This window comes from Calditrichota bacterium (genome assembly GCA_020637445.1).
Lineage (GTDB): Bacteria > Electryoneota > RPQS01 > RPQS01 > RPQS01 > JABWCQ01.
This window is the reverse complement of record JACJVZ010000001.1, coordinates 1,009,472-1,021,955: the sequence shown is the minus strand read 5'-3', so window position 1 is coordinate 1,021,955 and position 12,484 is coordinate 1,009,472. Positions and strand designations below refer to the sequence as shown.

At 53.9% G+C, this 12,484-nt stretch carries 9 protein-coding genes; all 9 read right to left on the bottom strand.

Annotation, left to right across the window (positions count from 1 at the left end; genetic code table 11):
- Positions 1 to 83 precede the first annotated feature (83 nt).
- Genes purL through accB form a run of 9 tightly spaced genes read right to left on the bottom strand, consistent with a single transcriptional unit; the run spans position 84 to position 12,470 of the window.
- Positions 84 to 2,309: a phosphoribosylformylglycinamidine synthase subunit PurL gene (gene purL / locus H6507_04210; protein ID MCB9368297.1), complete on the bottom strand. Its 2,226-nt coding sequence runs from the start codon at positions 2,307 to 2,309 to the stop codon at positions 84 to 86.
- Positions 2,306 to 4,144: an excinuclease ABC subunit C gene (locus H6507_04205; GenBank protein ID MCB9368296.1), complete on the bottom strand. Its 1,839-nt coding sequence runs from the start codon at positions 4,142 to 4,144 to the stop codon at positions 2,306 to 2,308. Before H6507_04205 ends, purL begins: the two co-directional genes overlap by 4 nt.
- A gap of 3 nt (positions 4,145 to 4,147) precedes the next feature.
- On the bottom strand, positions 4,148 to 4,564 hold the full coding sequence (gene mce, locus H6507_04200) for a methylmalonyl-CoA epimerase (GenBank protein MCB9368295.1): 417 nt from the start codon (positions 4,562 to 4,564) through the stop codon (positions 4,148 to 4,150).
- Entirely contained in the window at positions 4,561 to 7,410 is a 2,850-nt protein-coding gene (locus tag H6507_04195; GenBank protein MCB9368294.1) for a DEAD/DEAH box helicase, read from the bottom strand. The genes mce and H6507_04195 overlap by 4 nt, the downstream gene beginning before the upstream one ends.
- Positions 7,352 to 8,809: an aminomethyl-transferring glycine dehydrogenase subunit GcvPB gene (gene gcvPB, locus H6507_04190; GenBank protein ID MCB9368293.1), complete on the bottom strand. Its 1,458-nt coding sequence runs from the start codon at positions 8,807 to 8,809 to the stop codon at positions 7,352 to 7,354. Before gcvPB ends, H6507_04195 begins: the two co-directional genes overlap by 59 nt.
- Positions 8,810 to 8,826: 17 nt before the next feature.
- The gene (gcvPA, locus tag H6507_04185) at positions 8,827 to 10,182 is read right to left on the bottom strand and encodes an aminomethyl-transferring glycine dehydrogenase subunit GcvPA (GenBank protein ID MCB9368292.1); all 1,356 of its coding nucleotides are present in this window, start codon (positions 10,180 to 10,182) and stop codon (positions 8,827 to 8,829) included.
- A gap of 27 nt (positions 10,183 to 10,209) precedes the next feature.
- Complete coding sequence (gene gcvH / locus H6507_04180) at positions 10,210 to 10,593, bottom strand: glycine cleavage system protein GcvH (protein ID MCB9368291.1); 384 nt, start codon at positions 10,591 to 10,593, stop codon at positions 10,210 to 10,212.
- Positions 10,594 to 10,623: 30 nt separating this feature from the next.
- Complete coding sequence (accC, locus tag H6507_04175) at positions 10,624 to 11,976, bottom strand: acetyl-CoA carboxylase biotin carboxylase subunit (GenBank protein MCB9368290.1); 1,353 nt, start codon at positions 11,974 to 11,976, stop codon at positions 10,624 to 10,626.
- Positions 11,976 to 12,470, bottom strand: coding sequence for an acetyl-CoA carboxylase biotin carboxyl carrier protein (gene accB, locus H6507_04170; GenBank protein MCB9368289.1), 495 nt, complete (start codon positions 12,468 to 12,470; stop codon positions 11,976 to 11,978). The genes accC and accB overlap by 1 nt, the downstream gene beginning before the upstream one ends.
- Between the last annotated feature and the right edge of the window lie 14 nt (positions 12,471 to 12,484).

The following is a 12,484-nucleotide window of genomic DNA, read 5'->3' as shown; positions in this document are numbered from 1 at the left end:
TAATCAAATTAGACCCAACATGCAATACACACACATTGAGTCTAATACATTGTTTTGTAACGGGTTGCGAAAGAACTATTGCGCTATTTCAGCCCTAAGTGCTGTGACAGGGACTGATTGTAGGTGTCCGCCGCCATTTCGAGGGGCAGGGTAATCCAGTCATTGATCACAATCAACTCGCCCCCTACTCTGCCCAGCATCTGGAGACTTACACTGTGCTCTTGACACATTTGTTTCAGCTCGGGCCATTTCTCGTGAGCTACGCTTACGATCACACAGCCTTGCGTTTCGGCAAAAAGAGTTTCAACAGAGCGCTGATTCCAAGGGAAGGTCAACAAGCAACCGATATTGCCTGCAATGCAGGACTCTGAGACTGCAACGGCGAGACCGCCTTCGGAGATGTCGTGCGCAGAGCACAAAGTTTCTTTGGCGGCAAGCTCGGGAAGCAGTCGGATGAGTCGTAAGTTTTTGTCGACGTCTAAACGCGGCGGCGGACCCGCGACTACGCCGTGAATAGCTGAAAGATATTCTGTGCAGCCAAGATCAGGCCCGATGCTTCCCAACAAGGCGATGAAGTCTCCTTCTTCCTTGAAAGCAATACCGACATGCTTGCTGACGTCTTCGAGAACGCCGACCATGCCGATTACCGGCGTGGGCCGAACGGGACCTGCGGGAGATTCGTTGTAGAAAGAAACATTTCCCCCGGTGACGGGAATGTTCAGCGCCGAACATGCGTCCGACATACCGGAAATCGACTCATGGAAGAAATAGTAATTTTCCGGTTTGTTGGGATTGGCAAAATTCAGACAATTTGTGATGCCCACGGGGACCGCGCCGGTGCAGGCTACATTGCGAGCACCTTCCCATACAGCGAGCGCCGCGCCGCGATACGGGTCAACCGAGACGTAGCGAGAATTGCAGTCGACAGAAAGCGCGAGACCCTTGTTGGTTCCGGGCACGCGCACGACTCCGGCATCCGTTTGTCCGCCACCTTGAGCAGTTGATGCTCCGATCGTGTGATCATACTGCTCGAAAACCAGTCTCCGGCTGCAGATGTTGGGTGAACCGAGCACGGCTATTAGGACGTCATTCCAGTCTTCGGGATCGGGAAGGTGAGTCGGGTCAAAGTTCAAAAGAGCATCAAGCGAAGCAGGTCGAGCATGCTCACGTTGGTATTGCGGAGCGCCGCCACCGAGCACGAGTGAGGCTGCCGGAATAACGCCGACGGTTTGGCCGTCCTCTTGAATTGTGAAGAGTTTGTCTTCCGTTACAACCCCGACTTCATCGGCGTGCAGGTCCCACTTGTCGAAAATATCTCGCGCGTGGTGCTCTTGGCCCTTCTTGACGATTACGAGCATTCTTTCTTGAGACTCGGACAAGCAGATTTCATACGCGTTCATGCCCTTTTCACGCCGGGAGACCTTATTCACGTCGAGGTGAATTCCGGTGTCGCCACGAGCAGGAGTTTCGCTGCACGAACAGCAAATTCCCGCGGCACCCATGTCTTGAATGCCGACCAAAGCATCCGTGCCGGCGAGCTCGAGCGTCGCTTCAAGCAGGAGTTTTTCTTTGAACGGATCGCCGATCTGAACGGAGGGACGTTTTTCTTTAGAGGATTCGGAGAGATCTTCCGAGGCAAATGACGCGCCGTGAATACCGTCGCGTCCGGTCGCCGCACCGACCACGAAAACGGGGTTGCCGACACCGGTTGCAGCGCCTTTAATAATCTTGTCTACTTCGACGACACCCACGGCCATCGCATTTACCAACGGGTTTTCATTGTAGGACGGATCGAAATAGATTTCGCCGGCAACGGTGGGCACGCCAAAGCAATTTCCGTAGTGGGCGATGCCTTTGACGACACCGTCAAGCAATTGTGCAGTGCGAGAGTGCTTGGGTGAGCCGAAACGCAATGAGTTCAGCGCCGCAATGGGCCGCGCACCCATGGAAAAGATGTCACGGAGAATACCGCCGACACCCGTCGTGGCGCCTTGAAACGGCTCAATCGCCGACGGGTGGTTGTGACTCTCGATCTTAAAGCACACCGCAAGTCCGTCGCCGATGTCAATCAATCCGGCATTTTCCTCTCCAGCTTCGACCAAAACGCGCTCGCCGCTCTTGGGAAGCCGTTTCAACTCACGAATTGAATTCTTGTACGAGCAATGCTCAGACCACATCGCCGAGAAAATTCCGAGTTCCACGAATGTGGGTACGCGGCCAAGAATTTCTTGGATGTGGTCATATTCCTCTCGGGAAAGTCCGTGCGAGAGGGCTGTGTCGAGAGTTACTTCGGGATATTGAAAGCTCATACGGGTGAACTGGATTTACGTATTCGGAAAAAATCGAGAATTTTGTCGGCCAACGCGGGGCTAATCCCCTTTATGGCGACGAGTTCTTCCTTGGTGGCTTCACTTAGTCGCTGCATGCTTCGAAAATTTGTCAGAAGCAGCTTGCGGCGAGCCGAACCGACGCCGGGAATATCTTGAAGCTCGGATGCCATGGACTCTTTTTGGCGCAGCAGCCTGTGATACGTTATCGAATAGCGATGGACTTCATCGCGCACGGTCTGCAAGAGTTTTAGCGCAGAAGACGTCTTGGGAAGATTGTAAGGCTCAGAATCGCCGGGACGGTAAATTTCTTCGAGCTTCTTGGCGAGTCCGATGATTTGGTAATCCGTGACGCCGACGGAATGCAGCGCTTCAATCGCCGCCGCGAGTTGCCCCTTGCCGCCGTCAATTAAGATCAAATCAGGCATTGTTTGCTGCTCTTTGACCACGCGCGCGAAGCGCCGCGACACGGCTTCGCGCATTGACGCGAAATCATCCTGTCCTTCGACGGTTTTGATCTTGAAACGGCGGTAGTCGGCACGAGCCGGCCGTCCCATCTTAAACACCACCATGCCGGCAACCTTGTTTTCGCCCATCAATGTCGAAATGTCGAAAGCGACGATTTCACGCGGGAAATCCCTTAGTCCGAGCCGTGTCTTGAGCTCCGTCAAACTTGCCGGGATACGCTCGCGCTTAGTCGCAGAACGCAGAATCTCCTGCAATTGAAGTTCCGCATTGCGGGCCGCGAGATCGACCATTTGGACTTTTTCACCCCGCGCGGGAATTCGGATTGTAAGTTTGCTCTCCGCTTGTTCGCGAAGCCAGAGGGTCAAGACGGATTCATCCGAAGGCTCATAAGGAAGAATAAGTTCTTCGGGCACGGCTGAGCGCGAATAGTAAAGTTGGAGCGCTTGCGTGAGAACTTCGGGAAGCGGCGTGTCCTTCGGAAGTTTCAGCGGATAGTGCACTCTTCCAAGCAGCCGTCCGTCCCGCACCTGCATGACCACCAAACACCCATCTTCATCCTGCACGGCAATCCCGACGATATCCCGGTTAACGGGTTCGGGCGAGATGATCGTTTGACGGCGCGTCAGATTGTCTATCGACGCGAGCCAATCGCGGAGCTGCGCGGCGCGTTCGAAACGCAAGTCGTCCGAAGCGCGCTCCATGTCTTCGTGCAGGCGTGTGATGATCTCTGACCCCCGCCCTTTGACAACAGAGGTGAAATCTTTCACGCGCTTCGTGTAGTCGTCGAGCGATTCGTTGCCGATACAAGGTGCGTTGCAGCGGCCCAGATGAAATTCGAGACAGGCTTTGAATTTCTTCTTCGCAATGGACTCTTCCGTCAAAGGAAGGTTGCACGTGCGAATCTGGAGCATCCCGCGAAGTACGTGAAGCAGTCCTTTCAAATAGCGCAAGTCGCCGTACGGCCCATAGAATTTAGATCCGTCTTGCTGCGGTCGACGAGTGAGAAAGATTCGCGGGAACGGCTCATTTGCAATCTGCAGGTACGGTTGTGACTTGTCATCTTTCAGCATCACGTTGTAGCGCGGCTTATGACGACGGATCAGATTGCTTTCGAGGATCAGTGCCTCGTACTCGGACTTTGTGGTGATGACTTCGAGATCATCGATCTTGGAAACGAGCAATTCGAACTGCGGACGGCCGTCGGATGACTTCTGAAAATACTGGCGGACACGATTGCGAAGTACTTTCGCTTTTCCGATATAGATTACTTTGCCGCGTGAGTCGCGGAAGATGTATACTCCGGGATCCCGCGGAAGATTCTCCAGTTTGTCGGACAGTTCGGGTGACAAATACTACTCCCCTTTTGCACCGGGATGCTCGACAATCTCAACTAAGACTCCATCGAACGCCGACGGATGTGCGAATCCCACCATAGTGTTTTCGGCTCCCGGGCGAAGCGTCGAGTTGATCAGCTTCGTATCTTTGTTCGCAAGCTCATCGAGCAGCTCTTGTCCGTTTTGAGACTTTATGGCGATGTGATGCAAGCCGGGGCCGCGCTTTTCAAGAAACTTCGCGACGGATGAGCTGTCGGAGTCCGGAGCAATCAGTTCAATACGAAAATCCGCAAGCGCCAGAAAAGCAACGTAGACTCCTTGTGCCGCGACGTGCTCACGATGAGTGACCTGCGCGCCGGTTTTCCGCTGCCAATTTTGGATGGCGTCGTCGATATTCGGGACGGCAATGGCAATGTGATCAAGAGCGTCTATCATGAGTCATTTCCCGAAAAAAAGTTCCGGACATTGTCCAGCAAACTTGGCAAATCGTCAGCAGGTTCGGGCTTTACGGGAAGATGCTGCTGAAGCACTTTGCCGTAGCGAGTTTTGAGCAACCGAGTATCGGCAATAATTGCGACGCCGCGGTCATTGTGATGGCGAATCAAACGCCCCAGACCTTGCCGCAAACGAATGGCACAAGCCGGAAGGCTCAAAGAATAAAACGGATCTTTGTTTTGAGCCGAAGCCATTTCACCGCGGGCCTCATGCCAAGGCTCGGTCGGGACGTCAAACGGGAGCTTGACGACTACGAGTATCTCCAGAGCTTCGCCGACGAGATCAATTCCCTCCCACAATGCGGCCGCGCCTACTAACACACCCCCTTTGGACTCGCGGAATGCTTTGATGATCTCGTGAGTGTCACGGCCACCGCGTTGCTGAAAGAGCGGCCGGTCGTGTTTGCGTGCGGCAGGCGTGATCTTCTCGAATATTTCATTTGAACTGGCATGCGAAGTACACAGAACCAGAATCGAGCGATTGGTTTGCTCGATAAGCGCCGCCACCATCTGCGCGACGCCTGTCAAATGAGGTTGCACTTGCTTCGCCTCGGGCAAATACGTCGGGCAGTAGCAGTGCATTTGTGCGGGCAATTCAAAAGGCGAATCGAGTACCGTTTTGGTGACAGCTCGCTCGCCGGAGTCGCTGATGCCCAATGCGTTCCTGAGAACCGTGAAGTCACTGTTGTGGGTAAGTGTCGCCGAAGTCAGCACTGATCCCCGGGCATGTCTCCACAACTGTTTGTCAAGAGTCTCCGCAACAAAGATCGGCGACGCAAAAATCGCGACCGTCGGGTTGGTGCGCCGCTGTGAAGACTCCAACCAATAAACGTAATCTGACGACTCGCAACTAACCGAAAGTTTGCCTACCTCAACTGTTCCTTCCAAATCCGCGATCGCGGATCTCAGCTCGAGAATCTTTTCTTTTGTGTCGCGCGGAAGTTCTTCTTCGCGAGCGAGTACGGATTGAACTTTGTCCAAGCGCAGAAAGAGATCTTCGAGATCGTTGATTAGCGGGGACAACACGTTTTCGATCCTCTGCTGTTCGGGAGTACTTGAGCAAAGCCGGGACTTGGATTCATCTTGATCCGTCCGTGACGGCATGCCGGCCGCTTCTTGAAAGCTGAGGCGGGATTTTTGAAAGAGCGTTTTGATTAGAACGTCGAGCGCGACGAGTTCGGTCGAGATGTCGTCATCGAGAGCCGCTTTCGCGAGCTTGGCGAGTAGTCCGCGTGACGACCGTTCATCCGTGAAGCGCGAAAGGACATTGCGAACGACGCGGTCACTGAAAACCGTCGAATAGGCTGAAACGACGGCGCGTTCGAACTGATGAGCTTCGTCCACTACCAGCCGACGCGCGGAATCTTCGCCCGGACTCATAAAACGCTCGAAGTCCGTGCTGAGCAACGCATGATTGACCAAGAGTAATTTGGCTTTCTTGGCTTCATCGAGTGCTTTTCGATAGAAATCACCCCGGTTTGCGCCGCACATGGAACCCGAACACGCGGCCCCGTCCGAGCAGACCATGGACCATAACAGCGGTTCGAACTCGGGACGAAATCCGCCAATCTCCCCGATGTCTCCGCGAGTTGTCAAATGCGACCATCGAATTAAAGGCAGCAGTTTGTGGCGTTCGCCATCCGACAAACGTCCATCTATGTCAACCAACGCGGCGTTAAGCCGCCGCTTGCATAGATAGTTGTCGCGGCCTTTTAGTATGGCTGCAGGAATGCGAGACTTAGTAGCAAGCCCGATGTCTCGAATATCTTTGTTGAGCAACTGCTCCTGCAAGGAACGCGTATGCGACGAGATGACAACCTGACGATCTGAATCGTCCTCCCCACCGAGCGCCCACTCGAGCGCCGGAACAAGATAGCCAAGAGACTTTCCTGTTCCGGTCGGAGCTTCGAGCAGAAGAGTCTCTTCGTTTTCAAAGGCCATTTGAACAAGCTCGGCCATTTGCATTTGCTGCGCGCGCGGCTCGAACTTTTCGAGATGCTCGTGAAACTCGCCGCCTGCAGCCAACGAGGCAAGTGAAACGCGCGTGAGTTCGGGCCGAGGGTCGGGTTTGGGAGACAGTGGCGGCGGAATATCTACCGTTTGTGCTTGAAGTGCCGCGAAGAATTTCTCCGCACGGTGATGCCCTTGTTTGGCAACCGCATAGAGTTCGGCCGCGAGATCGCCCCAAACTCGTTCGCCAAGACTATCCACCAAATGCACGAGAATTTCGCCCGTGGCTTGTGCGTCGTCACTGGCACGGTGTGCACTTGCAAGCGTGACACTGAACGCGCGACAAAGACTTCCTAAAGAAAATCTCGGGAGCTCGGCCCAGAAAATTCGGGCAAGCTCCGCGGTATCCAGAATCATTCGGCCGGGGAAGCGAAAATCACTTCCACCGTGTGCGGTCAAGAAGCCGAGATCAAACGACGTGTTTTGTCCGACCAGCGGACTTTCGTCGATAAAATCCAGTAAATCGGAGCGAATCTCATCAAAACTCGGAGCTCCGAGTACGTCTTCGTCGCGAATCCCTGTCAGGGACGTAATGAAATGCGGGAGCGGCCGCTCCGGATCGAGAAACGTCTGATACGTCTCGGCAACGACTCCATCTTGAAATCGGACTGCACCTACCTCGATAATGGAGTCGTTGGCAGGCGTCAATCCCGTTGTTTCAAGATCGATCGCAACGAAACGCCCGAGGCCGAGATTCTTCAGCCACTCGCTTCGCAAACTATTTGTCGGCGTCGTCGAAATAGCGGATGTTAAGATTGCGGGCGGCACCTGCTTCATCAAGTCTTCGCACGGGAGTCGTATACGGAGCGTGTTTCAGAAGCTCCGGAGACTCCGTCGCCTCACGGTCTATTTGCAGCATGACCTCGACGAACTCGTCGAGCGTTTCCTTGGTTTCGGACTCGGTGGGTTCAATCATCAAGCACTCAGGTACAATCAACGGGAAATAGACCGTCGGCGGATGAATGCCGTAGTCCAGCAGGCGCTTGGCGATGTCGGTGGTGCGAACGCCTTTGGCTTTTTGATTGCTGCCCGAAAATACTGCCTCATGCATGCACGGTTTGTCAACGTAAATTTGGTACGTCGGGGCCAATTTCTTGCGGAGGTAGTTGGCGTTAACGATTGCGTTTTCGCTGATCGATCTCAGACCGTTGCCGCCAAGACTTTTGATATATGCAAGTGCGCGAACCAACATGCCGAAGTTTCCGTAATAAGTATGGACAGAGCCGATCGAATCCGGGCGGTCCCAGTTCCACTCGTATTGATTATTGCGATGAGTCAAGACGGGAACGGGCAGGAAGCGCGCGAGCTTCTCTTTGATCGCGACCGGACCACTGCCGGGACCGCCGCCGCCGTGCGGAGTCGAGAATGTCTTGTGCAGGTTCATATGACACGCGTCAAAGCCCATATCGCCCGGACGAGCAATACCTAAGAGCGCGTTCAGATTCGCGCCGTCCATGTAAACCAAGCCACCGGCGTCATGCACAAGATCGACAATCTTTGTGATGTTCTTTTCAAACAGGCCGAGCGTGTTTGGATTCGTTATCATCAATCCTGCGACGTCTTCGCCGAGCGCTTTCTTCAGAGCCTCGATATCCATCAAACCGTTTTCGTCCGACGGAAGTTGAGTAACCTGATATCCCGCAAGAATGATCGATGCCGGATTCGTGCCGTGAGCGCTGTCGGGGATAATGATGCGTTTGCGCGCGTCACCATTTTTCAAGTGATAGGCACGGAACATTAAGAGCGCTGTGAATTCACCCTGAGCACCCGCGGCAGGTTGGAGAGTGATGTCGTCCATACCTGTGACTTCAAGCAAAGCCTCCGACAGTTCGCTGATCAATCGCATCGCGCCTTGTGCCGTCGAGCCGGTCTGCCACGGACTTAGGCCCGCAAAACCCGGAAGAGCGGCAAGTTCGTCGTTGATCTTCGGATTGTACTTCATCGTGCACGAACCGAGAGGATAGAAGTCTCGGTCAATGTGATGATTGCGAACTGAGAGGTTTACGTAGTGGCGGACCGCAGTGCTCTCCGCTACTTGGGGCAAGCGCGGCGCTGAAACACGTTTGAGCGACTCGGGAATGTCGAGTTCAGGAAGCTGTGAATCAACATTCGGAATTTGCGATCCGATTCGACCGGGACGGCTGTGCTCGAAAATGAGTTTCGTTTCACTTTGCATGGCGAGGACTTCTCGGCTCATTGCGCACCTCCCGCAGTGTATTCGGCCGCAAGCTCAGCGTAGCGATCCATTTCTTCAACGGTTCGTTTTTCAGTCAATGCAACGAGGATGCCGCGGTCGTTGTGAATACCCATTCTTGAAAGAGGAACTCCGGCAAGAACGCCGCGTTCGGACATGAATTCAAAGAACTTTTCGGAGTTGCCCGGTACATTGAGAACGAATTCACGGAAGTGTGTGCCGGAATGCGGAAGTGAAAAGCCGGGAACAGCTTTGAGTTTGTTTATCAGATAACGTGCGCGGCGGGCGGACGTTTCGCCAATTTCGCGCAGGCCGTTCGGGCCGAGCATTGAAAGGTAAAATGTCGCGCGAGTGGCGACCAGCCCTTGATTTGTGCAGACATTCGAGGTTGCTTTGTCGCGGCGAATGTGTTGTTCGCGAGTTTGCAGTGTCAATACGAACCCGCGACGGCCATCAACATCTTTTGTGATGCCGACGATACGTCCGGGCATGAGACGCACCAATTCGTTGGAGGCGGCGAATAACCCGAGATAGGGACCACCGTAGGACATGTAATTGCCTAGGCTTTGACCTTCGCCCACGACAATGTCTGCGCCAAGCCGTCCGGGCGAACGCAGGACGCCCATGGCCATCGGATCGGCGACGAAAATTACGAGAGCGCCGACCGAGTGGGCACGTTCGATGACCTTTGAGAGATCGTCAACGATGCCGTAGAAATTCGGATACTGCACAACCAGTGCGGCAACATCGTCGCCGAGCAGCATATTTATCGCGTCGTTGGTTTGACATCCGTTGGGAGAGGGAGCGAGATCAAAGGTCATGCCCTGCGCGACGTTGTTTGTTTCGGCAACGCGACGGTAGGACGGATTAACAGCCTCACTCCAAACAAACCTGCTGCGTTTAGTGTGCGCATGCGCGAGGGAAATTGCTTCTGAAAGCGCGACGCCGCAGTCATAGAGACTGGCGTTGGCGGCGGGCATCGCAAACAACTCACAAATCATCGACTGAAATTCAAAGATGACTTGCAGCGTCCCTTGGGCGACTTCAGGCTGATACGGAGTGTAAGCCGTGACAAATTCACTGCGGGATGCCAGGGCGTTCACGGCTGCCGGAACGTAGTGATCGTAGCTGCCTGCGCCCATGAAGCAAGCATGGGCCATAGCATTTTGGTTCATTTCGGCAAGAGCCGACATTTCGCGGCTGACCTGCCATTCCGATTTTCCGTCCGAAATATTCAGCGGTCTGTTCAATTGGAGCGATGAGGGAACTTGTTCGAGAAGTTCTTCAAAAGAAGATACCCCGATGGCCCGCAGCATCGCACTGCGATCATCGGGGGTATTCGGGATGTAGCGCATTATTTGAAAAGAGAAATTGGCCCTTGATCAGGCGCTTGTAAGATCCTTGTATGCAGAGGGAGTAAGTAATCCGGCTTTTTCGCCGTCGAAGCTGCTGGGTCGAATCTTGACGATCCAACCGTCGGAGTAGGGTTGCTGATTGATGATCTCGGGTGTGCCTTCGAGTGCGGGATTTACTTCGACGACATCTCCGGAAATCGGAGAATAGAGATCGGCAACGGCCTTTACCGCTTCTATCGTACCAAAACTATCACCTTGGCCGACTTTTGTTCCCGTGCCCGGCAATTGCACGAACACGACGTCGCCCAGTTCGCCTTGAGCGAATTCCGTGATACCCACGACCGCGAGATCACCTTCAAGTTTGACCCACTCGTGGTCCTTTGTATAAAGATATCCTTCCGGGATGTTCATTGATATTCCTTAATGGACGTGTTTCTATGATTATGCTTTTGCAAGCTGTTCCATGTATTGTTCGACCCACTTAGTGTGGACCTGTCCCGACCTGAAAGCCTCGGTATCCAGCATTTCGAGGTGGAATGGGATCGTTGTGTGAATTCCTTCGACGATGAACTCGCTTAACGCGCGGCGGCAACGTTTCAGAGCCTCTTCCCTATCCGCGCCGTAGACTATCAGTTTGGCAATCAAGCTGTCGTAGAACGGCGGAATCGAATAGCCTTGATAGACGTGGGTATCTACACGAACTCCGGGGCCACCGGGGAGGTTCCAGACCGCGACGTTTCCGGGTGACGGCAAGAAACCGCGAGAAGCGTCTTCGGCATTGATGCGGAACTCGATAGCATGTCCACGCACCGTGACTTCTTTTTGTTTGGGAAGCGGTTCTCCCAAGGCAACTTGAAGCTGCATTTTGACGAGGTCGTGTCCGGTGACCATTTCCGTGACGGGGTGTTCGACCTGAATACGAGTATTCATTTCCATGAAATAGAAATTGCCCTCTTGGTCGAGCAAAAACTCCATCGTTCCGGCACCGGAATACTTAATTGCGGCTGCCGCTTGAACGGCGGTTTTCCCCATCTGTTCGCGGAGCTTGGTATCGACAGCGGGTGACGGAGACTCTTCAATCAATTTTTGATGACGGCGCTGCATCGAACAATCACGTTCACCGAAGTGAATGCAGCCGCCGCGACCATCTCCCATTACTTGAATCTCAATATGGCGGGGATTGATGATCGCTTTTTCGAGATAGAGGTCCCCGTTATTGAAAGCGGCCTCCGCTTCGGCACTGGCCATTTCAAACGCGGTTTCGACATTGTTGATGTCGTGGACGAGACGCATGCCTCGACCGCCGCCGCCGGCAACGGCCTTAATCATGACGGGCAAGCCGAACTCTTCAGCAAGCCGGCGGGCTTCAGACGCATCCTTAACCGCACCATCACTGCCCGGCACAACCGGACAGCCAGCATTGATCATGGTTCGTTTGGCTTCGGACTTGTGGCCCATGATCTGAATAACTTTGGGATCAGGACCGATCCAAACAATTTCATGCGCCATGCAAATCTGGGCGAAATCAGCGTTTTCAGCCATGAATCCATAGCCGGGATGAATGGCATCCGCGCCCGTGATTTCAGCGGCAGAGATGATGGCCTTGGGGGAAAGATAGCTTTGAGATGCGGTCGGAGGACCAATGCAAACCGATTCATCGGCAAATCGTACGTGCAGTGAATCACGGTCAGCCGTCGAGCAAACCGCGACTGTACTTATGCCAAGGTCTTTGCACGCGCGGATTACGCGCAGCGCTATCTCGCCGCGATTGGCAACAAGAACCTTGCTGAACATCAGCTCATTCTCTCAATTCGGAACATGACCTGACCGAACTCAACAGGCTGCGCGTTTTCGAGCAAAACGTCAACGACCTTGCCTTTGAATTCGGCTTCGATCTCATTCATGAGCTTCATTGCTTCAACAATGCAGAGCACCTTTCCGGGCTCGACGACATCGCCGACACGGACGTAGGGCTCGGCATCGGGCGAGGGAGCGCGATAAAATGTGCCGACCATCGGAGCCTTGACCTCCACGACATTTGCCGAAGGAGCTTTGGGCTCGGAAGGAGCAGCAGCGGAAACGGTTGCCTGCGGCGCTTGAAGCGCTGCCTGTTGAGGATAACCCATCGGGGCCATCATCGGCGCTTGCGGCAATGACGCTACCGTAACGGTTCCATTTGACGAGTTCTTTGAGATTCTTATTTTCAGGTCATTCTCGACTAACTCGAATTCATTTATCGGGCTGCGCTCGATCATGCGAATCAGTTTTTGAATCTCAGTTAGTTCGATGCGAGATTTTTCTT